Genomic DNA, 25,449 nt, shown 5'->3' with positions numbered 1-25,449 from the left:
CCAGAACATCAACTGGGTGCCGCCGCAGGGCGGCGAAGGCCCGGTCTATCCGAACATGTGAATCCGTGCTGAAATCCTTCAATCGAGCCGCCGACTGTGTGCCTTTGGCAAATCGCGTGGTTGCAGTTTGCGGAGCAGTCTCGTAGCACTCAACTGTGAGATTTCGAGCAAGGAAAGCCATGAGCAAACAGTATAAGGTTTCAGAGTTGTCTGCTGCGACCGGTGTGCCGCCGGCGACGCTTCGGCTTTGGGAGCAACATGGGCTCATCGTTCCAACACGGACGGCCAGTGGCTACCGGATGTACTCCGAGGATGACTTCGCCCGCGTACATCAGATCGTTCGCTTGAGATCCGTCCAAGGCCTGAATCTTGCAGCGATCAAATCTTCACTGGACGGAACGGATCTGGTCTCCCAGGAAACAGGAAGCGAAAACCTTCCGCCTCCGAGGCTCGGGTATGAGATCCGGCGGCTGCGTCGCGAAAAGGGTCTGACGATAACGGCGCTTGCGAAGGTGTTGGCCGTGTCCTCGTCGGTGATAAGCACACTTGAGCGCACGTCTCGAGGCGCCAGTGTCCCGCTGTTGCGCGCTATAGCCGAAACATTGGGCGTTACCGTGACGCAGCTCACTGCCAGCCCAGAGGAAACACCGAAAGCCGTCATAAGGAGCGGGGAGGGGCGACAGCTTCCTTCACTCGGCAAGGGCATTCAGATCAGAGAGTTAGCTTCTGGTCCGCGGATGATGGACTGTCAGGAGTGGACGCTTGAACCGGGTGCCGGAAGTGAGGGTTTCTACCGGCATGAAGGCGAGGAGTTCATCCGGGTGTTAGAGGGTAGCTTTGAGATCGAAGTGGATGGGCTAGGTCTCGCTACCTTGAACCCAGGCGATGCCATGTATTTCGAAAGTCACCGCGCGCACTCCTGGCGCTCTGTTGGCTCGAAGGCTTGTAAACTGATCTGGGTGAACACCCCCCCGACTTTCTAAAGCGATTGCCGGCGATGAACCTTCGTCCCTTGCCGGAAGGTGGGCCGAGAGATTTTTATAAACTCGGCATGATTTCTGTAGAGTTTCAGCCCTGATATGATATGAATCCTTTTCAGACGGACCGATCCCGAATGCGGGCGAGCCGGCGAGATTAAGATCTGCCATCAATGCCTCTGATCGCCGGATAGAACCATGTCCGCCAGCAGGAGCTACGAGGGCAGGGCAGGCTCCAAATCTAAAGGACACAGGAATGGATATTCCATCACAGGCCGATGTCGTCATCATCGGCGGCGGTATCGCGGGCTGCTCGATTGCCTATCATCTGACGAAGCTCGGCATCAAGGACGTTGTTCTTTGTGAGCGTCGACAGCTCACGAGTGGAACGACTTGGCACGCCGCCGGTCTTGTGACGCAGCTCCGTGCAACGCAGCGTATGACGGAACTTGCGCAATATACCGGAGAGCTCTTTGGGCGGCTCGAGGAAGAGACTGGGCAGGCGACCGGTTTCAAGCAGAACGGTTCTTTGCGCCTTGCGAAGACGCAGGCTCGCTATGAGGAATTGGCACGTGGTGCGTCGATGGGGAGAAATTTCGGCCTGCCCGTCGAGGCCATGACCGTTGATCAGATCAAGGAGCGTTGGTCTCCGATCAGCACTGAAGGGCTCGTGGGTGGTTTCTGGTTCCCCAATGACGGCCAGGTTAATCCTGCCGACGTGACGATGGCCTACGTAAAGGGAGCTCGCCAGGGCGGCGCCAAGATCCTCGAGAATATTAAGGTTACACAAATCCTCACCGAGAGCGGCAAGGCTGTCGGCGCAATGACCGAGCAGGGGCGGATTTCTGCCAAGAAAGTGGTCATCGCAGGTGGGATGTGGTCCCGTGACCTCGCAGCTCAAATCGGCGTGACCATTCCCTTGCATGCCGCAGAACACTTCTATGTGGTGACCGAGGCTATCCCAGAGCTGCCGCGCAATCTTCCGGTTATGTTCACAGCCGATGAGTGGGCTTATTACAAGGAAGATGCCGGCAAGCTGCTAATTGGCTTCTTTGAACCCGGAGCGAAACCGTGGGGTCAGAACGGCATATCCGAGAGCTTTTGCTTCGATACGATCCCCGAGGACTTGGAGCACATCAGTCCATACCTTGAGATGGCCATGGAGCGCGTTCCTGTCCTGCAGGAGACTGGCATCCAGCTCTTCTTCAACGGTCCCGAAAGTTTCACTCCGGACAATCGCTACCATCTTGGTGAGACATCGGAAATCGACGGCCTTTTCGCCGCGACCGGCTTCAATTCCATCGGGATCCTTTCATCAGGTGGTGTCGGGAAGGCAATGGCATCATGGATCGCTGAAGGTCGTCCGCCGGTCGAACTGCTGGATGTCGACGTTCGCCGAACGCAATCGTTTCAGCGAAACAAGAAGTATCTTGCCGACCGCTCCGTCGAGACCATCGGCACGCTGTTCGACATGCATTGGCCGGGGAAGCAATTCGAAACCGCGCGAGGCGTTCGCCGCTCGCCGTTCCACGACCGCCTGTTGGCATCAGGTGCGTTCATGACCGAACTCGCAGGATGGGAGCGCCCTGGCTTCTATGGCACAGAGGACGAGCTTGCCAACATCGAATATTCGTATTCAAAGCCGAGCTGGTTCGACAATGTCGCGGCTGAGTGCGCCAACACAGCCGAGAATGTCTCACTCTTCGACCATAGCTGCTTTGTCAAATATATAGTCGAAGGCCCTGACGCTTTAAAGTCCCTGAACTGGATCAGCGCGGCTGAATGTGATGTGCCGATTGGGAAGGTTGTTTACACTCAGTGGCTGAATGAGAACGGCGGTATCGAGGCCGACGTAACGATCACCCGACTGGCGGAACAGTCCTATCTGGTCGTCACGGTGGCTGTTTCTCAGCGACGCGATATTGCTTGGTTCAAGCGACGCGTGCCTGTAGGCGCCCAAGTATACATTACAGACGTTACCTCGGGGCTTGCGATGCTCGCGCTGTGGGGACCGAAGTCCCGCGACCTGCTCGCGAGTGTCTCCTCCGATGATTTCTCGAACGAGTTCTTCCCGTTTGGCACGAGCCGCGAGGTCGATCTTGGCTACGCGCGCGTCCGTGCCAGCCGGTTGACGTTCGTCGGCGAATTGGGCTTCGAACTCTACATCCCGAGCGAAATGGCGGCACATGTCTATGATGTTCTGATGGAAGCCGGACAAGATTTTGGGCTTAAGAACGCTGGGTTCTTCGCACTCAATTCGATGCGAATGGAGAAAGGGTATCGCCATTGGGGCCACGATATCGGTGAGGAGGATACGCCGTTCCAGGGGGGCGTTGCTTTCACCGTTGCGCTGGATAAGCCAGGCGGGTTTATCGGCCGAGACGTTTTGGTACGCCAGAAGGCCGAGGGCACTTTGAAAAGGCGGCTTGTGCAGGTGAAAGTCTCTAATGAGACCGGGGGCACACACCCGATGTTGTTTCACTACGAGCCGCTTATTCGTGACGGCATCATTGTAGGGTCGATTATGTCGGGAGCGTACGGACACCGCGTCAAGGCTTCGCTTGGTCTTGGATATGTCTCGTCCAACGAGGGCGTGACCAAGGAATGGCTGGCAAGTGGCAAATGGGAGGTGGAGGTCGCGATGAAACGCTACCCAATCGAGGTCCAACTCGGCGCTTGGTACGATTCACGCAGCGAGAAGGTGAAAAGCTAGTAGACGGTTGTGGCTGGAACTTACATGTTCCAGCCACACCTATTGACCACGACCTGAACGGACACCTCGATGACGAAGGTTTTAGTTCTGGGAGCCACCGGTCAAACCGGTCGTAAAGTTACGGAATGTCTCCAAGCAAGGTCGGCAGTAGACGTAATCGGCGCGTCTAGGCGACCCCATGGTTCCGGCGGACGGGCGTTCGATTGGAATGTTCCTGAAACCTGGAAAGCAGTTCTTGCGAACGTTGTCTGCGTCTACCTTGTCAAACCGAACGCCTATGGTGCTGTGGACGTTGAAGCCACGGTGGCAAGCTTTCTGGACGACGCAAAATCGGTCCGGCGCATCGTGCTTTTGTCAGGCATCGCGGCTGAAACTCGGAATGAAAATCTCGACGAACGGCGCGTCGAGCGGCTGATCGAAACCTCGAGATTCGAGTGGACGATTTTGCGCCCCATTGGTTTATACAGAACTTCTCCGCCCCCGAGTACTTCCTTCCGAAGTTACGCGACGAGGGCGAGGTTGGGGTGCCTACTAAGGGTTGGCCAACTGCGTTTGTCGATACCCGCGACATAGCAGACACGGCGGCGACGGTCCCTAGAGGCAGGGCATACCGGCAGATCCTACACTCTACCGGTCCAATCGCCCACACATGGCACGAGGCGATACAAGCGATCGTGAAGGCGGCGGGTCATGAAATGTGGTACGTTGACGTCGATATCGAGGAGCATCTGTCCGGCCCCGCCTATTCAGGTTTGCCGAACCAGGCCATGGAGCATCACCGTGCTGTGCATGAGTTCATGTGCAGCAAGAATTCCTCGGATATATCTGGTGCGATTGAAACTATTCTAAGCCCGCCCTCTCGTGCGCTACACCAATATAACCGCGAAAGCGTCCATCTGCGGCGACGTGAAACAACCCGATCCAAATTCCCAATGCGACCATCAGACCGTTGAGGTTGATGGTCGCATTGGGATGCATTTCAATTCAAAGAGCAGAGCCGCCGTTCACGCCCAGTACCTGGCCTGTCACGTAGCTAGCGTCGTCGGAGAGAAGGAAAACAATCGCCGAGGCGATTTCCGCCGGACTGGCCTCGCGCCGCAGGGGGATGCTCTCAAGCCATCCTTGGCGGATTTGCTCCGGAACAGCTTCAACCATCGGGGTTGTAGTTGTTCCCGGAGCGACAGCATTTACCCGAATACCGTTACGTGCTTGCTCGATTGCAACGGTCCGCGTCAGGCCGACCAGACCCGACTTCGCCGACGAATAGTTCGACTGGCCAAACGCGCCCCACCGAGCTTCGGACGACAGGTTTACAATCGAGCCACCGCGACCAACCATCAAGGGCACGATGGCCTGGCACCCGAGCCACGCCCCTTTCAGGTTGACGTTCAGGACCACATCCCAATCGTCCTCGCCCATCTTTAGCAAGGACTTGTCACGTGTCAGGCCGGCGTTGTTCACAAGGCCGTCTGCTCCGTCAAAGGTTTCCTTGATCTTGATCGCGGCTTGGGCCCAGCTTTCGCGATCCGAAACATCGAGCGAGACGGCCAACGCACGGGCGCCGGATGCGTCGATTTCCCTGGTCGTCGCTGCTGCGCCATCAAGGTTACGGTCCGCAATCACCAAGATCGCACCTTCCTCGGCCAGGCGGATAGCGGTCGCTTTACCGATCCCTTGCGCGCCGCCCGTTACGACCACGACTTTGTCCTTTAAGCCACGCATCAGCCTCCACCTCCGATAAGATATCTGTTGTATCCGTCCTGCACGATCTCGCCCCGTTGGTTGCGGATCGCGACCTCCACTTCGACCACACCGCGCGACGGGTCCTTCGAGCTTGGGCGTTTCGATTTCACGACGTAACGCTGGCAAATCCGGTCGCCCGGTAGCACCGGAAGAAGCATCCGCCGTTGTGTTTCCAGGAAGCCGAGAATTTTCCACGCCGAAAGCTCTGTGCAGTTCAGGCCCTCGCCGATCGAATGAACGAGTAGTCCGTGCGCGATGCGGGAAGGGTATTTGGTATTTTCGCGAACCCATTCTTCATCCATGTGGAGCGGGTTGAAGTCCCCGCTCAAGCCGGCGAAATTCACGATGTCAGCTTCCGTTATGGTCCGGCCGGCGGACTCGTATTCCGCGCCTTCTTGGATGTCGTTGAACACGGTTTCCATTCGTCAGCCCTCCACGAAGCAGGGCATTTTTACGCCGGGATGAATTTCACGGAACACGACCTTGAGGGCCATATCGCACTGGATTCTTTCGATCGGTGTATCGACGACCCAGCTTGTGATACGGGCACCCTCTTCCAGATCGACAATCGCGATAACGAACGGCGTTATCGCCGCAAATTCCTTGTGGATTGATCGCTCGACGACGGTGAAGGAATAGAGAGTGCCGCGGCCCGTGGCTTCGGCCCACTCCGGCTCTCGCTCTGGAAAGCCCGCCACGCGGGCGCGAGGGTACATCTGTGCCGCGCCGGTAAGCGGATCCCTTTGAATGAGCAGGACATCCCTGCTAGCCGCCTCGAACCAATGCTTTGAGAGAGCATTGTGGACAGGATGGACAGAGGTCATTTCAATCATTGTTTGCCTCCAAGAATGAGAGTGGCCGTGGCTGAAAGCCAGCCGCCGGTACCGTTGATGAGGCACAGATCTGGGGAAGCAAGTTGAAGGCCGGGGCTTTCGCCTCGGAGCTGGCGTACTGCCTCGATTGTCGCAAACATGCCGCGTCTTCCCGCGTGGTTCGATGAAAGGCCCCCACCATCCGTATTGATTGGGAGCCGTCCGCCAGGCGCGATCCCACCTTCGGAGATAAAGTCGCCCACTTCACCCTTGGGAACAAAGCCGAGGGCCTCGAGCGTGAGAGCGACCGTGATCGTGAAAGAATCGTAGATCTGCGCAACATGGATTTCTTCGGGTGTTAATCCAGCGGTCTGGAACGCCCGCCGGCCCGAATGTTCAGCGACAGTGGTGGTCATGTCGCACATCTGGTTCATCTGGCCGTGGCTGATCGCTTCTCCGAAGCCCAACACAGAAGGCCCGCCTCGGCGCGTGTCGCGTGCACGGTCCTTAGACGTGACGACGATTGCACCGCCCGAGTCGCTGACGACGCAACAATCGAGTTTGTGAAGCGGCGACGAGATCATCGGAGAGGAGAGGACGTCATCGATCGTGATAAGATCGCGGTACATCGCCTCCGGATTCAAATGTGCGTACCGGCGCGCTTGAACGGCGATTTCGGCGAGGTGTTCCGACTTGAGTCCGTACTGGTGCATGTATCGCGTCGCGGCCAACGCATAAGCGGAAATTGTCGAAACTCCGTACGGTACCTCGAACTCGCCCGGTCCGGTCTGCCCGGTATTGAAGTCGCTTGCGCTCAGAGGCCATGAGCGGCCGGATGAGGCGTATGAAACGACGACTGTGTTGCAGAGACCGGCCTTGATCGCCGCGACGGCGTTGCCGACATGGCTCAGAGCTGCGGCTCCTCCGATATCGGTGCTGCACACCCAAGAGGGGTTGATACCCACGTATTCGGCGATCTCGACGGCATTCAGCTGCCAGCCCGCTTCGGAGGGAAACGAGGCTGCCGTAGCGAAACCGTCGACGTCAGCAATCGTCAGACCGGCATCGGCAAGCGCCCCGGCGATCACCTCAGAGTGGATTTGGTAGGGATGGACGCCAGGCGCCTTTCGACGCGGGGACTCAAAGGCTCCCACGATTGACGCGGAGCCGCTTGGAAAACGTTCGGTTGCCATGAGCTAGGATCTCACTTTTGTAGCACTTCGACTTGTAGTGAAAGATTTTGCGGCGACGATGATTGTGCCGATCAAGACCGGTGCGATGATGATTGTCGCGACAGCTGAGACCGCCGGAGTGATGCCGCTTCGAAGGAAGGAATAGATCGTGACTGGCAGTGTTTTATCGAGTTCCGTCTGGAACATCGCCAGCACAGCCTCGTCCCAAGACGTCACGAAGGAGATGAGGAACGCGCCAACGAGCACCGGCATGGCGAGCGGCACGACCATATCCCAGAAGGCCCTGGTACTGCTCGCACCCATCGACCAGGCCGCTTGCTCGATCGAGATATCGACGGCAGCAAGTGCATTGGCCAGCACGAGGAACACAAGTGGCAAGCAAAGTACGGCATGAGCGACGACTAGTCCGAAGTCGCTGCCCAGCATGCCCAGCCGACCTTGGACGTCATAGATTCCGATACCGAGTAAAATGACCGGAACGATCAGAGGCATAATGGCGGCCATCTGAATGGCTGACTTGAGCGCCGCAGACTTTGAACGCGTCCCGACCCTGGCGAGCGCGAGGCCGCAGAGGGAAGCGAAAACTGCCGTCATGACGCCAACCCTGATGCTCTTGAGGAACGCATCGATCCAGATCGATGACGTCAGAGCCTCGATGAACCACTTGGTACTGAAGCCAACCGGTGGGAATTGAATCTGCGTGGTCGGAGTGACCGACGTCGGGATGACGACAAGGAGCGGTAGGATCAGCAGAATGAGATCGAAGACGAGCACCACGACGCAAATACTGGTCACCGGAGTTGGTCGAAGGGGGGCGCGGGCTGAAGCGCCGCGCGAGCCTTGCTGGACCGGCGAAAGCATTCCCTTACCCCCTACCTTAAGTGCCACGGCATATCCAACGATCGAGACCGCCAGCAGGACGATGCCCATCGCCGCTGCCTTGCCCCACTGGTAGTTCTGGACCTGCTGCTGGATGAAGATCGGGATGGTCAGATTGTGCGGACCGCCGAGGATTGCCGGTGTCAGGAAGAAGCCAAGCCCCAGGACGAAGACCAGCACGCTTCCACCCAGCAGCGCCGGGCGGACCTGCGGGAAATAGATGTCGAGGAAGACACGACTTTCAGATGCGCCCATTGTTCGAGCGGCGGTGAGAAGCGAGGTATCGATCGACATCATCGCCGAAACGAGGATGAGAATTAGATATGGCAGCAGGTAGGCGACCATGCCGACGATCGTCGCGAACGTGTTGTACAGCAGGGGAAACGGGCCAAGCCCGAGCGCTCCAGCAGCGGAATTGATGATGCCTTGCGTACCGAGGATGGTGGTGAAGGCAAATAATCTCACGATGATCGATACCCAGAACGGCATAAGCACGAGGACCATCATCAGCGATGACAAACGCCGGGAGAGGCGCGAAATCACGTATGCGGCCGGAAATGCCAAAAGCACCGTTGCGATCATCGACACGAATGCGAGCATCACGCTGTGCAGCGCTACCTGACGCAACAAATCGTCCTGGACGATCGCTGCGTAGTGGCCAAAGTAAAGCGGCTCCGAAAAGCTCGATCGGCCCTTTTCGTTCAGGCTGCGCATGATGATCGTCAAGAGCGGCCAGCCCAACGATAAGGAGAGGACGAAGATTGCTGGCAGTAGCAAGGCGAACTTCGTTGCGGCGACGCCGACATGACGTCTTTGCCCGGCAAGGGAGGTAACTGAAACGTACCTCATCCACTTCGACCTTCCTGCGGCATGCGATATGCGAGCCTGAGGAGTCGCGCGAGATATTTGCGCGTGTCTCGGGGATCGATCATTTCTTCCGCGCCGAAGTTTTCGACAGCCTTCCAGATCGATGTCTGTTCTTCGAACCGTTTCGTCAGCTGCGCCTTTAAAGCCGCTCGTTCCTCAGGCGGTGCAGCTTCCAGTTCTGCTCGGAACGCCGCTTCGACGCCGCCTTCTATCGGCATGTCGCCCCAAGCCGCGCTTGGCCACACGAGCCGCAAGCTCAAAGGATTGCGGCTTCCTGTCGCCACGCCGCCGAGGCCAAAGGACCGACGGACCTGTACCGTTATCACGGGCACCTTCGCTTGCTGGATTGCCCGAAGCGCCATTGCGCCAAACGTCAGGACACCTGCTTCCTCCGCCTTCGGCCCTACGAGGAAGCCCGGAACATCGACGAGATATGCGATCGGAATATGAAATCGGTCACAGAGCTCGACGAACTTGGCCTGCTTCAGAGAAGACTGCACATCCAGAGATCCGGCGACGAACCGCGCGTCCGAAGCCAGGATCCCAATCGTGTGACCTTCGATCCGGGCCAGGCCAGTGCGAAGCGAACGACCGTAGTCCGGCGCGATTTCGAAGAACGTGTCCTGGTCTGCGATGCACCGTATCAGCTTGTGAACGTCGTAGGCGCGTCTCAAACTCGGAGACACGATCGAAAAGAGCTCGTTCTGATCATTTTCGGCCCAAGTCTCAATGACTGCCGGCCGGCGGCTGACATTGTCTGGCAGGTATGAGAGGACCTGACGGACTTGAGCAAGCGCCACATCCTCGTTTTCGGCAGCGTTGTCAATCAGACCAGATGAACGGGTATGGATCGCGACGCCACCAAGGGCGAACTTGTCGATCTCCAAACCAAGGGCCTGCTTAACCACGGGAGGGCCTCCGGCGAATAGACACCCGTTGTCCGAGGTCATGACGGAGAAGTGCGATATGTGCGCTCGGGCCGCAGAGCTGCCGGCGGTAGGGCCTAGCACGGCAGCCAGAACGGGGACTTGTTGCAGCAACTCGAACATAGGATAGGTGGGGTTGGCGGACTGCAGTTCCGGATAGCCGATCTGATCCTGCAGAAGGATGGAGCCACCGACCCCGTTGATCAGCATGACGAACGGGATTTTGTAACCGATCGCAAATTCTTCGATGAACCCGCCCCAACCGCCCTTGTAGCGCACAAGGTGCACGCCCGCGCCGCCGCCTTCAACACTGAAATCTTCCGCGCCGATTGCCACCGGGCGACCGTCGATTTCGCAGAGGCCGCAAACGAACGTAGGTGCGAGGAGAGAGCCATCCTCGGTAGGTGTGGTCACGAAAGTCCCGATCTCGAGAAAGCTGTCGGGATCCGCGATTTTGGCAATCCGTTCGCGTGCCGTGGAGCGACCGTAGCGATGCTCGCGTGCAATCCGGTCTGGTCCGCTCGATGCGAGCGCGATTTCGCGACGACGATCCAGTTCTTCCAGCAAAGCCTGCCATTCAGGACTAATGTTCTGGGTCATCCCATTCCTCCTCAGATTGCTAGGATCTTGGCGCAGATGCTCGCCAGTTCCTTCTTGTCGACCTTTGTTGCATTTCGGATAGGGAAGCTGTCGACGAAGACGATGTGTCGCGGCTTCTTGTAGGATGCGAGCTTCGTAAGAAGAAACGCCATGATCTCTTCCTTGGAGATGGTCCCTTCCTTCCGTGGCACGATCGCGGCGCAAACCACCTCTGTGAACTCCTCGTCGGGAAGGCCGACCACAGCGACGTCGATGACCGCGGGATGCTGGCGTATGACGTTCTCGATCTCCGCAGGGTAGATGTTCTGTCCCTTCGAAATAATGAGGTCCTTGCTACGTCCGACGATGCGGATCCAGCCCTCGTCGTCGATGGTCGCGAGGTCGCCGATCCTGAGCCAGCCGTCACGCACCGTTTCCGCATCGAGCTGAGGAGCGTTCCAATAGTTGTTCATGACCGCCGGTCCAGCTGTCCACACGTCCCCTACGCCTCCGGGAGGAACCAAGTTTCCGTCGGCGTCGAGGAGCCGGATTGACTGGCCGGGAACGCACCGACCGACCGATCCAGGGTGAAGATCGATATCGTCGCCATCAATTAGCGTTGGGAGACCGCATTCCGTGGAGCCGTAGGCGATCGCCAGATGGATGTGGGGCCAGCGTCGACGCGCTTCAGCGATGAGCGCGGGGGGGCAATTTTCACCACCCGTGTACCACCATTTCATGGACTGGAGGGGCAAGGGCTCGCGATCGTCTGCTTCGATCATATTGCGGAACATGGACGGGAAGATAAGGGCGTGCGACACGTTCCACTTCTGGATAAACTCGCCTAGTCGCTCCGCGCTCCATCCGCGGCTCGGCATTATGGCGACGGTTCCGCCGACGAGGAACGTCGGGATGGAGCTCTCATTCAACGCAGCCGTGTTGTACATCGGCGCATTGAGAAGCATGACCGTCTCTTGGTTCATCTGCTTGAAGATGCTGGCCTGCTGCATGGCACACCATATGACTGCGAGCGAACGCATCACGACGCCCTTCGGCTTTCCCGTCGTCCCAGAGGTGTACAAGATCATTTGTACGTCATGTGGGATCGCAGAGGCCAGGGACGGACAAGCATCGGCGAAGGCCTCATACGCAGATCCGCCTGCATTGGCCTCAAGCACGACTAGTTTTGGGCCGTTTGCTATAGCCCTCGACGCGTCCTCGGCTACGGGCGAGGTCTCAGTTTCCACGAAGAAGAGCTTAGCGCCGCTGTCATCGAGAATTGAGGCCACTTCGCTGGCGGTTAGCCGGAAACTCACGGGTACGAACACAAGACCGGCGAAAGCGCAGGCGAAATAGAGCTCGAAGATTTCGCCCCGGTTATAGAGCATCGAGGCAACGCGGTCGCCAGTCTGAAGCCCAGCCGCTCGAAACGCGCCGGCCAGCTTCAGCGCTCTGGACCGTAATTGCCCGTAGGTAAGCGCACCGTGCTCCCAGACGAGAGCGAGCTTTTCCGGCTGGTGCAAAACCTGAGGACCCGTATCGCCGAGAATAGAAGATACTGTCCACCCGAGGGTAGAGGAAATAACATTCGACATGTGCGTTCCCGTTTATGTGTACTGTTGCCCGCTATGCGGAGGCATACCGGGTAGGCGGCGCTGGCTCGCCTTTGTCACTCGACGACACTTCGGTTCCCAGTCGACGTATCCAGTATCTGATAGGCGACTGTTCCCGAAGTTGACTCATCACCCGCGGATCAAGAAGCGAGTGAATGCTCAACCCGTCCGCGAGACCGACAAGGTCGGCCGCCACTCTTTTCGGCTCCAGGTCCGGGGGCAGATCACCGTGCGCTTGCGCCTGACGAATGGCCCGTGTCGCGGACTTTCTCCATCCCACGAGATAGCTCTCAAGCTCCTGCCTCAAATCAGCTTCAGTCATGCCTTCGGCATAGAAAAAGAAGAAGATTCGGCACAGCGCAAGCCGACGCTTGTCCAGGGGAATGCTGCCTTCGAGGATTTGCTCGAGGGCAGCGATGCCCTCCAGCGTATTTATAACGCGCGTATTATGTTCGCCAAGGATTTCGGCGGCTCGGCGCAATCCGCCAAGGAGAAGATCCTGACGATTTTTGAAGTAGTGGCCGATGACGCCGGTGGACCATCCCGAACGATCCGCAACCTCCCGGATGGTGGCCGCCGCTATGCCGGCCTCCGAGACGACATCCAATAGAACGTCGCAAATCTGCTTTCGTCGTTCGTTGTGATCCACCAGGCGAGGCATGTCATTCTTTCTTTAATTGAGGGCGACCCAACGATTGAAACGATCAACTACTTCCGTGATATTTTTCGCGTAGTAGTCGGCGTTTTCCTCGATCGCTTTCTTAGCATTATCGCCTGCTACGATCCACGGTCCAAGATCGTCACCGTACGCAGTGCTGTCGAGGCCGACAATATCCGTTGCATAAGTGATCTGCTTGACAAGCGCCTTCTGCCCTTCCTGGTCGGCGATGAAATGGGCAATCATCGCTTGGCCGGCGTCGGCATTCGGTGCGCCTTTAGGAATGGCATATACGGCCTGGGAGTAGAGCGAATTCTCCCATTTCGCGGCGAGCGGCGCGTTGTCGTTCTTCACTGCGCTGTAGACGCGGCCGCTCCAGGCGATGCCCATTGAGCACTCGCCGCTTGAAAGAAGGCGGATCGCGTCATCGCCGTTGGACCACCAGAGGATGTCAGACTTGATGGTGTCAAGCTTCGCGAAGGCCTTGTCTAAGTCCAGGGGGTAGAGATTGTCGCGCGTCGCGCCGTCGGCAAGAAGCGCGGCCTCCAGCACGCCGCCGAACTGGGGATACTTAAACAGGCAGCGCTTGCCGGGGAAACGTTTTACGTCAAAAAGATCGACGACGCTGGCCGGCGCGTTATCGGTCGCGAATTTGCTGGTGTTATACGTGAAGACGATGCCATAGCGCAAAACATCCACGCCATATTCGTCGTGCGCCGTAGGGCCGAGTTTGCTCAGATCGACGATGCTGGGATCGAGCTTCTGAACGTAGCCGGCGTCACGGGCCTTGATAAAGTCGCCCTTTGTCGGGAACTCGATCATGCTCCAAGGAATCGAGGCGCCGCTGTCCATCGCCGCGAAGTACTTAGTCATGTCGGAGTTGAAGTCGCCTTTGACTTCGACCCCGGTCTCGGCCGCGAAGTCCTTGATTACCGTTTCCTCACGGGCCCGCGTCGTGGCACCACCGGAGCCATCGTGCCAGACGAGCTCTCCCGATATTTTTGCTTTCACGTCGGCCGGCAGAATGTCGGCGGCGTACGAAGCCACCGACGACAGCGTGAGCGCTGCGCCTGCGACGATAAACGTGGCCTTGCTGGTCAATTTCCTCATTTGCATTCCCCTTCCTCTGGTTTGCCTTTGCTAAGACAAATGTAACAAAAAGAATCCGTAGCGCAAGCTGCAACAGGCTTTTTTTATCACAAGCGTCTTGATAAAAAATGAGGTAGCCCGCTATGATGGGCAAATAGCAGTCCGATGAGCGATGTCGGTCGCCGTCCCGGGCTAGCGGAGGAGGGTAGCAATATGATCAGCCAAGACGCCACCACGACGAAATCCCGCTCGGAAAAAAACGAAGCGGAGCGGGCGAACGGTATCGAGGTGAGAGACGTCGAAATTCGGTTCGCCAACGGCTACTTAGGGCTAAAAAAAACAGCTCTTAGTATCGAGCCTGGCTCGTTCTGCACCTTGCTCGGTCCTTCGGGCTCTGGAAAGACGACACTTCTACGAACGATCGCCGGACTTCTCACCCCGAGCTCAGGCGTAATCATGATCGGCGCGAAAGATGTCACCCGTCTTCCGGTTCAGGCGCGTAACATCGGGTTCGTCTTCCAAAACTACGCGCTATTTCCGCATATGACCGTCGCGCAGAACATCGAATATCCCTTGAAGCTGCACAAATGGCCGCAAGCCGATCGGCGGCGTCGTGTACACGAAATTCTTGAGCTTATCGAGCTCCCCAATGCGGGCGATCGTGCGGTGGGCGAACTCAGCGGTGGTCAACAACAGCGTGTCGCGATCGGACGCGCGCTGGTCTATCGCCCCGCGCTACTCCTGCTCGATGAGCCCATGGGTGCGCTCGACCGTAGGCTCCGGCAGCAACTGGGCGCCGATCTGCGGGAAATCCAACAGCGCACCGGCATTACCGCGGTCTATGTAACGCACGATCAGGAAGAGGCGTTCATCCTATCGGACAAGGTCGCGATCATGGATGGTGGGGAAATCCTGCAATACGACACCCCATCCGAACTCTATTTCCGACCGAAGTCTCGTTTCGTTGCCCGCTTTTTGGGGGAGGCGAACCTGATTGACGTGACGAGCTTGGAACAGGGTGGCGATGGACGGACCCTTATACGGACAGGCCGCGCTACCTTCTCATTGCCTCTTCCGCGCGCGATCCTCAAACAGCACTCGTCGCTGTCGATCGTTCTGCGCCCTGAAGATCTGATCCTGCTCGGCTCAGACACAGTCGATGAGATGCAAGCCCCTGCTATCCCCGTTCGTATCGAGAAAGAACTCTTTCTTGGAAGCCGCTGCATCGTTACCGTTTCTGACAACTCCGGTGCAACGTATTTGGTGGAATGCTCAAAGTCGCAAATTCCTGCCTCCGGCGCGGAGGTGTGGCTGACTTGGAATCCCGCGTCGATGGTTCTTGTCGATCACTAAGAGCTTGAGGAATGAAAATGAAGAAGATCCTTATTGCGAACCGTGGCGAGATTGCCTTGCGTATCGTCAGGGCATGCCGCGATGCAGGCTACGTGTCAGTGGCCATCGCCTCCGAGGCGGACCGGGACGCCCTGCATGTTCGAGCAGCGGATGAAGCATTCACGCTCAAAGGCCACTCGCCCCTGGAGACGTATCTCAATCAATCGGCCATCCTCGACATTGCCAAACGTAGCGGCGCCGACGCGGTCCATCCTGGATATGGCTTGTTGTCCGAGAACGAGACCTTCGCCGCGGCCGTACAGGCGGCCGGGCTCGTGTGGATCGGTCCTCCGCCAGAGGCTATCGCCCAGCTTGGCGACAAGGTGAAGGCTCGTGCCATCGCGCGGAAGGTCGGAGCGCCGCTTCTTCCATCTCTGGACGAGGGAGCAGTTACCCAGGAACAGGTTCGGGCATTCGCCGAAACTCATGGCCTGCCGGTTATCATAAAAGCACAGAATGGTGGTGGCGGACGCGGCATGCGGATCGTCCGGACAATGGAAGAAATCGTACCGCTCATGGCGGCTGCGGAGCGCGAAGCAGGCCTCGCGTTCGGAAGGCCGGAGTGCTTCGTCGAGGTGTATGCCGAGCATGCACGTCATGTCGAAACCCAGTGCCTCGCCGATCAGCACGGTATCGTTGCGGTCATTTCGACACGTGATTGCACTCTGCAGCGCCGACAGCAGAAGCTCGTGGAAGAGGCACCGGCACCATTCTTGAGCAACGACCAGATTGACGTTTTAAGGAAAGTGTCGATCGGCATCCTTAAGGAGGTTGGCTACTGCGGGGCTGCGACCTGCGAGTTCCTGGTAACGAATGCGGGGAACATCTATTTTCTCGAGGTGAATACCCGTATTCAGGTCGAGCATCCTGTGACTGAAGAGGTGACAGGCATTGATATCATACGGGAGATGTTCAGCATCGCCGAGGGCAGCCCATTGCCATTCACCGACGCGCCGGTTCGGGGACATTCGATTGAGTTCCGGATCAACGCTGAGGACCCATGGGCCGATTTCCGACCCGTGCCCGGCAAGATCAAGCGAATGCGGCTTCCTGGCGGACCGGGCGTGAGAGTGGATTTCGGTTATGCCGAGGGTGACACCATTCCTCCATACTATGACTCTCTTGTCGGAAAACTGATCGTAACCGGCCGCGATCGGGAACAGGCAATCGAACGCGCGGCACGCGCGCTTGACGAATTGGTGATCGAAGGCGTGAGCACAGTGACACCGCTCCATCGCGCTATCGTAAAGCGCGGCGAGTTTGTCGCTGAGTATCGTCAGGAATTTGCCATCTACACACGGTGGATCGACGTCGAGATGCCCCAGCTTGCCCAAGAGGCACTGGCGTTACACAAAGCCGATGCACCGCAAGAAGAGACCACAGAAATGTCGATGCTCGAGCAGCCGCAACATGTTGATGAGGCTCCCATCTACCGCATCGGCGTAAAGGCTCCGCTCTCGGGGATGGTAATGGAGCTTTGCGTGAAGACGGGGGACAGAATCTCCCGGGGCGATGTAGTTGCGATCATGGAATCCATGAAAATGGAACAGTCGATCCTCGCCGAAAACGAAGGTGTGGTGGCCAAGATCAATGTTGAGATTGGCGCCTTTATTGAAACGGGCGACGACCTAATGGGGCTCGACTGAGATGCCGGCAGCAATGTTTGAATTCGAGGCTGTAGATGATCGCCCTCAAGAGAATGCACTCTTGACACTTGAGGCAACGGTGGATGATCAATGGATTGATTACAACGGCCACATGACGGAGTGGCAATATTATAAGTTGTTAGCTGATGCAGGTGAAAACTATCTGCGGGCGATTGGCTTCACGGAAGAGTATCGCCTCCAGGGGTTCAGTTTTTTTTCAGTAGAAGGGCATCAGCGAAATCTCCGAGAGTGCCGGCTAGGCACGCCGTTACGCGTGTTCACCGAGACGATCGGTTACGACGAAACGAGGCTCCATATCTACCAGTACGTCGTAGATGCCGCCCGAGACATTGTGCTTGCTACGGGTGAGCACATGATGGTTCATGTGGACACTGTTAAGCGGCGGTCCGCACCCATCAACGACTATATGCGCAGCTGCCTGCAGCGGGCGTTGGATTCCTGGCGGCCGGTGAAAGCTCCCAAAGGGCTCGCTGCAGCGATAAAGGCACCGAGAAGGTCCTGATCTCCTAGCCATCGTAGGCAAACGCAACGGGTTTTGCTTAGGGAAGCGGACGGCTGACCGTGTCACCGGAGTGAAGCCTCATGCGATTACCGGCGGCCAGGCGCTCTCGCCACGCAAACCACACCCGAAGGCGATGGTAGCTTGGAATTATATTATAAATTGATGCTCAAGCGGCGCGGCACCGGCTACATAATCGCACCCTCCGGCGCCACAAATTTGCCCGCGGTCACCACATCGGCAACTCCTCGACCTTCCCGATCATGAAGCTGCACATATACGTCGAGGCTGGACCCGCGACGGCGGCTTTGAGCCGCGCCGTCTGTTCTCCGATCTTCGCTCGAGCATCCAGAGGATCCGCTCGAAACTGCGACTCCGAACCGGGCCGCCGCCAGGCCGCCGCCTGACGGGCCGATGCCCCGTCATCTTCAGCTTTAAAACACGTAGCCGCGAATCTTCGCCCAGCGCTCTGGCCATCATCACCACCGTCAAAGCGGACGCTGTCCAGAACGTCTGAAGCAAGTGATGTCAAAATCATCCATCGACCCATCGCCGTGCTCTAGTTCGTCAGCTCGCTGAGGAGAGGCAATTGTTTCGCTTGCCAAACCTACGACCGGAACGCTGCGAGCCAGATCCGGCCGTGATCCATGATAGAAGGCACCAAATAAATGCGTGCGGGATTCCTACGAGACCGAGAGAGATGATTTAAAAGAGACCTAACGACCGGTACCGCAAAATTCAATGCCGGCCTTTCGTCCATCTTTAGTGGCCTGAGCGATTTGGCCCGGCCCAAGACAGTCCCCTATGCGTTCGACCGACGCAATCTTTCCTGCTTCTTTCTTTGCAACTAACTCATGATAAAGAATATCATCGGATACTTGGCCGGTTACCAGAACGACGGCGTCCACTTTTCTACTGGATTCCACACCAGTAAGAATACGACTCGTCGTAATGTTGCCCGACGAGATACTAGTTACGGAGGTTCCGACAACGATTTCAATACCCATCTCGTTCATTGAGTTGATTACGTGGACAAGTTCCAGCGTGTTGATCGTCCAAGGTGCCGGATCGCTCGCAGTCGTGATGTAAGTTACTTTACAGCCCGCCCGGGCAAGGCGCTCAGCCACTACCGTTGCCATGTAGAAGTAGTCTTCATCATAAACGACGACCTCACCGCTTGGTAAGTTGCCATCCAAGATTTCTTCCGGGCTGTACACGTGGGGGAGATCGGCGCCGGGTATCGGTTCATCGTGATTGCGACCGATCCCGTCCTTGCGCCATTTTGCTCCGGTCGCCACGATCACATGATCAGCTTCGAAGCCGATCACGTCGTTAGCAGTCAGGGCACTGTTGAGATACATGTTTGCATTGGGCATCGTCTGCAATTGCCCAACACGGTAATCCACCACGCGCCCCCAGGCACTCAAGCGAGGCATTTTACGCTCTCGCACCAGACGGCCCCCCCACTCCGATCCTCCATCTGCGATAGAAACCTGGTAACCGCGTTTCGCAAGTGTGTGGGCCGCTTCGAGACCCGCGGGACCACCACCCACAACAAGAATCGTCTTGGATGGGTCATCGGCAGGAGGCACATTTTCTGGATGCCAGCCTAAAGTATGCTCTTCTCCTGCTGACGGGTTCTGAGTACAGCGAATACGGACGTATGTCATAACCTCTGCTGTGCAAGCATTACATCCTATGCACTCACGGATATCATCATGGCGTCCTTCGTCTATCTTGTTTGGCAAGAAGGGGTCGGCTATTGAAGGTCGGGCGGCCCCGATTAAATCCAGAACGCCCCGCTTAATCTGGCTGACCATAGCGTCAGGAGACGTAAATCGCCCAACACCTACAACAGGTTTGTTCGTTACGCTCTTAACAAAATCGATAAACGGCTCTTGCTGCCCTTCTTCAAAGAAGCGACTGCTTCCGCTATCCCACGGCCAATCACTAACATTGACATCCCACAGGTCAGGAACGTCCGATAGTGCTTCAACAACGCGCCGCCCGTCTTCAAGTGCGGTAATATTTGATGCCCGTCGCCTGTCTTCTACCGCAAATCGGACCGCAACCGCGCAAGTGTCGCCAACCGCATCCTTCACGTCAGAAAGAGTTTCGCGAAGCAGTCGAACGCGATTTTCGAAGACCCCACCGTATTCGTCGGTTCTCTTGTTTGTTTTTACATCAAGGAAGTCCTGCAGAAGGGACAAATTGTGAGCGCAGTAGACATACACAATGTCAAATCCGGCCGATTTAGCGCGCACTGCCGCATCGCGATACCAGCGTCTGAAGTTGGCAATATCTTGCTTGTCGATTGTACGGGCTGTGATCGGGTTGTAATAGTAGTGGGGGAATTTGGCGGTAGGAGATAATGGATGCTCGCGATGGGAGGCGGCCGGTCCCGACGCACCTGCATGTGCGAGTTCCACGCCGGCCAACGCACCATGTTCTTTTATGGCTGCGGCAACGCGTGCTAGTTGGGGGACATGACTGTCGCTGTAAAAACAGGGGTCCGGGAGCGGTGCATGGTCAGAGGTTTGATGAATCATCGTTTCCTCCAAGCATACGACGCCCCATCCTCCTTCGGCCCGAGCTTTTCGATACGCGATCATTCCGTCGATGGAGGACATACCCATACTTAGAGCATGCGGTACAACGTAGAATCGGTTCTTGGTTCTGACGGGACCAATTTGAACGGGCTCGAACAGGATGTCATAACGTGGATCTCGCATTAGAGACGCTCCAATCGGTGTCGGGTATGCTGTACAACGCTAATGATGGTGCGCTGACAATTTAAGATGGCGAAGAAGTTAATGCTTACAAACCGCCGGTGTTCAGATCGTGCGGGTTGAGATCTCGCGCGCTTTGCAAAACGCATTTTTAACTGCAATTTTTCCCTCGCGGAAGCGAAGAATATCGAGACCGTCGATGGCAGAGGTGTTTCCATCGGATGTTATTACTAGGGTCCATGTAACGGTCGCAGTCGAAGTACGCTCGTCAATGGAGGTGGATGTGATGTCGTATTTTGTGGAGGCGTTCAAAAATTGATCACTCGGCGCAAGCGCTTGTCCAATTGCTGCGCGTCCACTGTGCTGAACACCGAAAGGGTCCACGTATACACTAGCGTCGGTGAAGAAATCGAGCGTCTTCGAGAAATCGCGTGTGTTGAACGTATCCATAAAGGACTCAACCTGTGCGATAAGATTTTCCATTTACAATCCTCCAATAGATTCCTACAATCCGAAAGGTTCGAGAGCTATCACCGAAAGAATGACCAGATGGTCAGTCCACCTCGGAGCGCAGTATTAACTGCGCAAAGAAGACAAGTTGGGGCTCAGCTCACATGACCGGCGAGCCAATCTATGATCTCCCGAGCTATATCGTCGGAGTTATACTCAGACATTAACATGTGACCATTCCCGAAGATGCCTTTCTCTTCAAGACGAATGTGGTCGACATGGTTTCCCCGGCCCCGGATGTAGTCTGCTGCTTGTGCATTTGCTTCACGCATCCAACTTGCTTCACCTGTTACAACCGCGATCGGCCGCATGAATGGATCATGCTCCCCGGAAAGGGGTGCCGCGTTGAGGCCGTGCGAAAATTGGCCTAGGGGGTGTTTGAAGCCAGGACAGCCTAGTGGCTCCACCGCAACGATAGCCCTCACTGATGGGCCACCAATCGCCGCCAATGCCCATCCGCACGGCGCACCAGCGGAGTGGCTGAGCAAAACGGTGTCCCCAACCATGCTGAATAGGCCCTGCGCGATAGCTTCCACGTGTTCTTGGCTTGCGGCGAGACTTGTTGCCATTGGCCCTTGACTCGCCATGAAGCGATCAACAGGGGTCTCACCGCCGGGCCATTGCGTGTGTTTTTCAGCCCCCGGCCAAAGTTGGCTTTTCGCTGCTTCAAAAAAACGTGGACCGAGTTGCTCATAACTAGGTGGTTCCGTCGCACTGCCAAGTACGCGCCGATCCCAGCGGCTTCGCCCATGTCCTGGCCGGTCAAGCAAGTATACGGGATATCCCGCGCGCAGAAAGGCGTGCGCCCAGCCGGGCCGCCCATCCGGAGTGCGCAGAAACTCCGAACTTTGTCCACCACCGCCATGTACGAATGTAATCGATACGCTTTTTGGTTCGACGGGCACGAACCATTCGACATAGGCAGTTGGACCCGGATAAGTCTCGCCCGCGTGCAGGTTGCGGGACGTTGTGAGAAATCTCCCCCCGAAGTCTGCGAGGGCCAATGGTGTTAGATTGCTCAATATACTGTCCGCATCTGTTCGTGGAACTTCATCACGACGCGCATCTTGTCTCTGTCCGCAGCGATCGCACGCGCCTCCTCGATCCACTGCTCTTTCTGCTGGCCAGGTAGCATATGATACATGTTACGTAGGTTTGAAGATGCGCGCGGCGAGACAATTTCAAGAAACTTGAAACGACGGTCTCTATCGTAGGTTTCCAATATGTCTTCGCTACGGTTATCGTGAACAACTTGGGTCAGGGCCTCGACGAGCGCGAATGTGTCAAACATACCCCCTGTCAGCCCTAGCCCCCCTGTGGGATTGGTGATGTGCGCTGCATCACCGACTAGCATAATGCGCCCTACCCGCATTCGATCAGCGCAGCGTTGATGCATTCGGTAGGGCGAAAATGCCTCCACCTCGAACGGAACGCCGCCGGTAAGCAAACTCGGCAACACCTTTGCAATTCTCTGAGGGAGTTCCTCGACTGGAAGCGCTGGGTCTTCCATAAATGTCACGCGCCAGAAGTCGCTCGTGTCGATTTTACAGATGACCGAACCGTAGACATGATCGATCTGCATCGTCGTCTTCGAATAGCCACGCCGATCCAGATCTACGCGTGTATTAGTTGCGACATAACGTTCTGGCCACGTGATACCGAAGAAGTTAAGCTTCAAAACCTCTCGCCGAACAAAACTGGTGGCGCCGTCGGCCCCGATCAACCAGTCGGCGTCAATGGTCTCGTTAACTCCATCCTTTACAATCGTCGCCCGAATACCACTACTGTTCTGTTCGCATGCAGCCAGAGTGGTCGAATAGTGGATCTCTACGTTCGGCAACCTCTGCAGATGCGAGAGAATGATAAGTGAAAGCTTATCTTGACCCAGATGAAGGGCGTAGGGGAATTCGATCTCGCCTTCAAGACACCCGATATCCCAACGAATCATCTCGCCGGTTTCGTGGATGCGCCAGGCGTGGTCCTGCCGAAGGAAGCCAGCCTTCACGCAATCATCGAGCACACCTAGATCTCGGAGATGTGGCAGAACAGATGAATGGTAAACAAGCGCACGAGGACTATCGTTGGGCCTCGCCTCTGCTTCCAAGACAGTCACACGCATACCGGAACGTGCTAAGCCTAACGTGGTAAGAAGCCCGGTTGGGCCGCCACCGACGACAACGACATGTGCGCTCATATTAACTCTCGCTCCCTTTGAAAATGGTGGTCGCTGACCCAACGGGCATTGAAGGTCACCACATTTACGTCGACGCTGCCGCGCCGGCCAAACATGGCACGCCAGTTGCCGCTGCCCTCCGATCGAACGATACTCGCCCGCAGTGAATTCACAAATTGAATAATTAGAAACCGCGCTGATGTCAAGACGACTGGGTTGCGCTCAACGGCCTGCCATTGAGCGTCCACGTAAACCTGCGACCAGTACATAACGGTAGATTTGGGGAGCCGAGTCGACACGCGAAGCTGCCTTTCCGAGGCAAATTAATTATTCAATATTGTAATTTATTGAGGCCGGCGCTATTGTGTCTTTCGCCGACCAAGTCGGCGTCAAGAGTCGCAACACCCTCTGATCTGTTCGAAGGGGGCTGCACTTAATGGGTTTTGACGGAACGCGGGGGAGGAATTCATGAGCGTGGACGTTGGGTCATCTGATGCAGGCATACAAGTGCAAACCGTCGGTCGTTCGCATGGGCTGGGTAATGTACTCCGACGGAAGTCATTAATCGCGACTGGCCTGGGCAATACACTCGAGTGGTACGACTGGACGATCTATGCGGTTTTCGCGCCTTACATAGCTAAGGCAATGTTTGACACCCAAGACCCTGTCTCAGCTTTGTTGAGCACCTTGGCGATTTTTGCGGTCGGCTTCATCTCTCGTCCGCTTGGAGGTATTGTCTTCGGAGCCCTTGCGGATCGCTTGGGGCGCAGATCCGTGCTGTTGACAAGCATGGTACTAATGGGTTTCGGCAGTCTTTTGATTGCCGTGTCCCCAACGTATGCCGCTATCGGCGGATTCGCGTCTCTCATCGTATTGGCTGCTAGGTTGTTGCAAGGTTTTGCTCATGGGGGTGAGGCGACCGCTTCCTACGCATATCTTGCGGAAATCGCTCCAAAGGAGCGGCGGGGCCTGTGGACGAGCAGCATGTTCTTTAGTGTCGGCATCGGCAGCATAGTCGCTACGCTGCTTGGTGTGGTCTTGACCCGGGTAATTGATGCCGTAGACATGGACTCGTGGGGCTGGCGTATTCCGTTTCTCCTCGGTGCTCTGCTTTCCGTGCTCGTGTTGTTTCTGCGAAAGAGCATGATGGAAAGCGACGTACTGACGGATTTCGTAGGTTCAAAAGGGGAGGGTTCCCCTAATCCGGTCGAGACCTCCGATTGGCCGAGAAGCAAAATTATATCACGTGCTGTCGGGATTTTCTTCTACCAAGCCGGCGTCGGCCTGCCATATTATCTCTGGACCGCGTACGCTGCGGTGTTCGCAATAACGCAGCGTGGCATGGATCCAAGCGGCGCCTTCACAGCGAGTTTGTTTGCACAAATTCCCTATATCATCGCCGTTCCTGTATGGGGATACGTTTCCGATCGAATCGGCAGGAAGCCCGTCACCATATTCTATTTTCTGTCAGTAGCAGTGCTAACATTTCCGCTAATTAGCTTCATATCCAGTGAGCCTTGGACGCTATTTGTCGCACAGGGCGTCATGCTCTCGGTTACTGGTTGTATTGGTGGTACGCTACCCGCAATCATCGCTGAACGTGTTCCAACACGGTACCGGTCGCGCATTATGGGTATTTCTCTCCCTCTTTCACTTGCTCTGTTTGGCGGCACAGCACCATACTTGAGCAGTTGGTTTTCTAGCCAACAACTCTCTTGGGTCTTTAACCTGTATGTCGTTATCGTTGTTCTAATAGCGGCGGGCGTGGTGGCAACTTGGAAAGAAACTAGGGGCATTGACCTGCGCGACGTCAATTAATGCGTTGATTTTTGAAGGTGAATGGCGGCGGAGCTGTCATTCACCCATCGTGCTCCATTTACATACCGGATAACGGCGAGTTTCGCGGTATTGCTGCACTTAGCCGAAAGCCGAAGTGTTGGCGAAGGGTTGCTGCTGGCGAGCAAACCGGACTCAAAGATGTTGTCGGACGTTTCGGCGGCTTTAGCGGAAAGCAATGGGGTTGAATGGCAAACGCAAGATAAGGGAATCTAGTCAATGAGGCTCTTCAGAATTTTGAACCTAGGGAAGTAAAAAAGGCTTCGAAACATGCAAATAAACTCCGGCATTAAGATCATTGTCCCAGTGAAGCGCGTTGTTGATTACAATGTAAAGATCCGCGTGAAGTCGGATGGTTCTGGCGTCGAACTTGCGAATGTGAAGATGTCGATGAACCCGTTCGACGAGATTTCGGTCGAGGAAGCGCTGCGTCTGAAGGAAGCCGGCAAGGCGGAGGAAGTGGTCGTCGTGTCGATCGGTCCGGCGAAAGCCGAGGAGACGCTGCGCACCGCGCTCGCCATGGGCGCAGACCGCGCCGTGCTGGTCGAGACGGACGATGCCGTCGAGCCGCTGGCGGTCGCCAAGATCCTCAAG

The 25,449-nt window shown here is 56.5% G+C and carries 21 protein-coding genes; 8 read left to right on the top strand and 13 right to left on the bottom strand.

What is annotated here, in order from left to right; genetic code table 11:
• Positions 1–179: 179 nt before the first annotated feature.
• From V8U06_RS28250 to V8U06_RS28240, 3 genes are all read left to right on the top strand, one after another.
• Entirely contained in the window at positions 180–983 is an 804-nt protein-coding gene (locus V8U06_RS28250) for a MerR family transcriptional regulator (RefSeq protein WP_427143515.1), read from the top strand.
• A gap of 250 nt (positions 984–1,233) precedes the next feature.
• Entirely contained in the window at positions 1,234–3,690 is a 2,457-nt protein-coding gene (locus V8U06_RS28245; RefSeq protein ID WP_427143514.1) for a GcvT family protein, read from the top strand.
• A 69-nt stretch (positions 3,691–3,759) separates the two neighbouring features.
• The gene (locus tag V8U06_RS28240) at positions 3,760–4,263 is read left to right on the top strand and encodes an SDR family oxidoreductase (RefSeq protein ID WP_427143513.1); all 504 of its coding nucleotides are present in this window, start codon (positions 3,760–3,762) and stop codon (positions 4,261–4,263) included.
• Positions 4,264–4,674: 411 nt separating this feature from the next.
• On the opposite strand, the gene V8U06_RS28235 is transcribed toward V8U06_RS28240, so the two are convergent.
• The 9 genes from V8U06_RS28235 to V8U06_RS28195 form a co-directional block, all read right to left on the bottom strand.
• Positions 4,675–5,412 carry an SDR family oxidoreductase gene (locus V8U06_RS28235; protein WP_427143512.1) on the bottom strand — a complete coding sequence of 246 codons (738 nt, stop codon included), beginning with the start codon at positions 5,410–5,412 and terminating at the stop codon, positions 4,675–4,677.
• Positions 5,412–5,855 carry a MaoC family dehydratase gene (locus V8U06_RS28230; RefSeq protein WP_427143511.1) on the bottom strand — a complete coding sequence of 148 codons (444 nt, stop codon included), beginning with the start codon at positions 5,853–5,855 and terminating at the stop codon, positions 5,412–5,414. The genes V8U06_RS28235 and V8U06_RS28230 overlap by 1 nt, the downstream gene beginning before the upstream one ends.
• A 3-nt stretch (positions 5,856–5,858) precedes the next feature.
• The gene (locus tag V8U06_RS28225) at positions 5,859–6,266 is read right to left on the bottom strand and encodes a Zn-ribbon domain-containing OB-fold protein (protein ID WP_427143510.1); all 408 of its coding nucleotides are present in this window, start codon (positions 6,264–6,266) and stop codon (positions 5,859–5,861) included.
• On the bottom strand, positions 6,263–7,438 hold the full coding sequence (locus tag V8U06_RS28220) for a thiolase C-terminal domain-containing protein (RefSeq protein WP_427143509.1): 1,176 nt from the start codon (positions 7,436–7,438) through the stop codon (positions 6,263–6,265). Before V8U06_RS28220 ends, V8U06_RS28225 begins: the two co-directional genes overlap by 4 nt.
• Before the next feature lie 3 nt (positions 7,439–7,441).
• Positions 7,442–9,043, bottom strand: a complete 1,602-nt coding sequence (locus V8U06_RS28215; RefSeq protein ID WP_427143508.1) for an ABC transporter permease — start codon at positions 9,041–9,043, stop codon at positions 7,442–7,444.
• A 119-nt stretch (positions 9,044–9,162) separates the two neighbouring features.
• On the bottom strand, positions 9,163–10,710 hold the full coding sequence (locus tag V8U06_RS28210) for an acyl-CoA carboxylase subunit beta (RefSeq protein ID WP_427143507.1): 1,548 nt from the start codon (positions 10,708–10,710) through the stop codon (positions 9,163–9,165).
• An 11-nt stretch (positions 10,711–10,721) separates the two neighbouring features.
• Positions 10,722–12,284, bottom strand: coding sequence for a class I adenylate-forming enzyme family protein (locus V8U06_RS28205; RefSeq protein WP_427143506.1), 1,563 nt, complete (start codon positions 12,282–12,284; stop codon positions 10,722–10,724).
• Positions 12,285–12,315: 31 nt separating this feature from the next.
• Positions 12,316–12,963: a TetR/AcrR family transcriptional regulator gene (locus V8U06_RS28200; RefSeq protein WP_427143505.1), complete on the bottom strand. Its 648-nt coding sequence runs from the start codon at positions 12,961–12,963 to the stop codon at positions 12,316–12,318.
• Positions 12,964–12,975: 12 nt separating this feature from the next.
• A complete protein-coding gene (locus V8U06_RS28195) occupies positions 12,976–14,070 on the bottom strand; it encodes an extracellular solute-binding protein (RefSeq protein WP_427143504.1) in 1,095 nt (364 codons plus the stop codon).
• 192 nt (positions 14,071–14,262) lie between these two features.
• On the opposite strand from V8U06_RS28195, the gene V8U06_RS28190 reads away from it, so the two are divergent.
• Genes V8U06_RS28190 through V8U06_RS28180 form a run of 3 tightly spaced genes read left to right on the top strand, consistent with a single transcriptional unit; the run spans position 14,263 to position 17,610 of the window.
• Positions 14,263–15,402 (top strand): ABC transporter ATP-binding protein, encoded by a 1,140-nt coding sequence (locus V8U06_RS28190; protein WP_427143503.1) that lies wholly within the window; start codon positions 14,263–14,265, stop codon positions 15,400–15,402.
• A 17-nt stretch (positions 15,403–15,419) separates the two neighbouring features.
• Positions 15,420–17,087 carry an acetyl/propionyl/methylcrotonyl-CoA carboxylase subunit alpha gene (locus V8U06_RS28185; protein ID WP_427143502.1) on the top strand — a complete coding sequence of 556 codons (1,668 nt, stop codon included), beginning with the start codon at positions 15,420–15,422 and terminating at the stop codon, positions 17,085–17,087.
• Positions 17,088–17,100: 13 nt separating this feature from the next.
• The gene (locus tag V8U06_RS28180) at positions 17,101–17,610 is read left to right on the top strand and encodes a thioesterase family protein (protein ID WP_427143501.1); all 510 of its coding nucleotides are present in this window, start codon (positions 17,101–17,103) and stop codon (positions 17,608–17,610) included.
• A gap of 713 nt (positions 17,611–18,323) precedes the next feature.
• Here V8U06_RS28180 and ndpC read toward each other — a convergent pair.
• From ndpC to V8U06_RS28160, 4 genes are all read right to left on the bottom strand, one after another.
• The gene (gene ndpC / locus V8U06_RS28175) at positions 18,324–20,339 is read right to left on the bottom strand and encodes a 6-hydroxypseudooxynicotine oxidase (RefSeq protein WP_427143500.1); all 2,016 of its coding nucleotides are present in this window, start codon (positions 20,337–20,339) and stop codon (positions 18,324–18,326) included.
• 102 nt (positions 20,340–20,441) lie between these two features.
• Positions 20,442–20,819: a nuclear transport factor 2 family protein gene (locus V8U06_RS28170; protein ID WP_427143499.1), complete on the bottom strand. Its 378-nt coding sequence runs from the start codon at positions 20,817–20,819 to the stop codon at positions 20,442–20,444.
• A 122-nt stretch (positions 20,820–20,941) separates the two neighbouring features.
• The gene (locus V8U06_RS28165) at positions 20,942–21,868 is read right to left on the bottom strand and encodes a hypothetical protein (protein WP_427143498.1); all 927 of its coding nucleotides are present in this window, start codon (positions 21,866–21,868) and stop codon (positions 20,942–20,944) included.
• Positions 21,865–23,040, bottom strand: coding sequence for an FAD-dependent oxidoreductase (locus V8U06_RS28160; RefSeq protein ID WP_024899816.1), 1,176 nt, complete (start codon positions 23,038–23,040; stop codon positions 21,865–21,867). Before V8U06_RS28160 ends, V8U06_RS28165 begins: the two co-directional genes overlap by 4 nt.
• 447 nt (positions 23,041–23,487) lie before the next feature.
• Between V8U06_RS28160 and V8U06_RS28155 the strand changes: the two genes are divergently transcribed.
• On the top strand, positions 23,488–24,837 hold the full coding sequence (locus tag V8U06_RS28155) for an MFS transporter (protein WP_427143497.1): 1,350 nt from the start codon (positions 23,488–23,490) through the stop codon (positions 24,835–24,837).
• Between the two features lie 306 nt (positions 24,838–25,143).
• Positions 25,144–25,449 (top strand): electron transfer flavoprotein subunit beta/FixA family protein (locus V8U06_RS28150; RefSeq protein ID WP_427143516.1); only part of this gene is annotated, 306 nt, incomplete at its 3' end.

Origin of the sequence: Shinella sp. G-2, assembly GCF_050172695.1 — a bacterium.
GTDB lineage: Bacteria > Pseudomonadota > Alphaproteobacteria > Rhizobiales > Rhizobiaceae > Shinella.
Note: the sequence above shows the minus strand (reverse complement) of the source record. Positions and strands in the feature narration are given on the sequence as shown.

What these genes read in the sequence shown, in the direction of transcription:
- V8U06_RS28180 (WP_427143501.1), top strand. Translation starts at nt 17,101, where the DNA reads ATGTTTGAATTCGAGGCTGTAGATGATCGCCCTCAAGAGAATGCACTC.
- ndpC (WP_427143500.1), bottom strand. Translation starts at nt 20,339, where the DNA reads ATGCGAGATCCACGTTATGACATCCTGTTCGAGCCCGTTCAAATTGGT.
- V8U06_RS28225 (WP_427143510.1), bottom strand. Translation starts at nt 6,266, where the DNA reads ATGATTGAAATGACCTCTGTCCATCCTGTCCACAATGCTCTCTCAAAG.
- V8U06_RS28250 (WP_427143515.1), top strand. Translation starts at nt 180, where the DNA reads ATGAGCAAACAGTATAAGGTTTCAGAGTTGTCTGCTGCGACCGGTGTG.
- V8U06_RS28205 (WP_427143506.1), bottom strand. Translation starts at nt 12,284, where the DNA reads ATGTCGAATGTTATTTCCTCTACCCTCGGGTGGACAGTATCTTCTATT.
- V8U06_RS28230 (WP_427143511.1), bottom strand. Translation starts at nt 5,855, where the DNA reads ATGGAAACCGTGTTCAACGACATCCAAGAAGGCGCGGAATACGAGTCC.
- V8U06_RS28235 (WP_427143512.1), bottom strand. Translation starts at nt 5,412, where the DNA reads ATGCGTGGCTTAAAGGACAAAGTCGTGGTCGTAACGGGCGGCGCGCAA.
- V8U06_RS28240 (WP_427143513.1), top strand. Translation starts at nt 3,760, where the DNA reads ATGACGAAGGTTTTAGTTCTGGGAGCCACCGGTCAAACCGGTCGTAAA.
- V8U06_RS28200 (WP_427143505.1), bottom strand. Translation starts at nt 12,963, where the DNA reads ATGCCTCGCCTGGTGGATCACAACGAACGACGAAAGCAGATTTGCGAC.
- V8U06_RS28195 (WP_427143504.1), bottom strand. Translation starts at nt 14,070, where the DNA reads ATGAGGAAATTGACCAGCAAGGCCACGTTTATCGTCGCAGGCGCAGCG.
- V8U06_RS28210 (WP_427143507.1), bottom strand. Translation starts at nt 10,710, where the DNA reads ATGACCCAGAACATTAGTCCTGAATGGCAGGCTTTGCTGGAAGAACTG.
- V8U06_RS28170 (WP_427143499.1), bottom strand. Translation starts at nt 20,819, where the DNA reads ATGGAAAATCTTATCGCACAGGTTGAGTCCTTTATGGATACGTTCAAC.
- V8U06_RS28155 (WP_427143497.1), top strand. Translation starts at nt 23,488, where the DNA reads ATGAGCGTGGACGTTGGGTCATCTGATGCAGGCATACAAGTGCAAACC.
- V8U06_RS28185 (WP_427143502.1), top strand. Translation starts at nt 15,420, where the DNA reads ATGAAGAAGATCCTTATTGCGAACCGTGGCGAGATTGCCTTGCGTATC.
- V8U06_RS28190 (WP_427143503.1), top strand. Translation starts at nt 14,263, where the DNA reads ATGATCAGCCAAGACGCCACCACGACGAAATCCCGCTCGGAAAAAAAC.
- V8U06_RS28160 (WP_024899816.1), bottom strand. Translation starts at nt 23,040, where the DNA reads ATGAGCGCACATGTCGTTGTCGTCGGTGGCGGCCCAACCGGGCTTCTT.
- V8U06_RS28220 (WP_427143509.1), bottom strand. Translation starts at nt 7,438, where the DNA reads ATGGCAACCGAACGTTTTCCAAGCGGCTCCGCGTCAATCGTGGGAGCC.
- V8U06_RS28245 (WP_427143514.1), top strand. Translation starts at nt 1,234, where the DNA reads ATGGATATTCCATCACAGGCCGATGTCGTCATCATCGGCGGCGGTATC.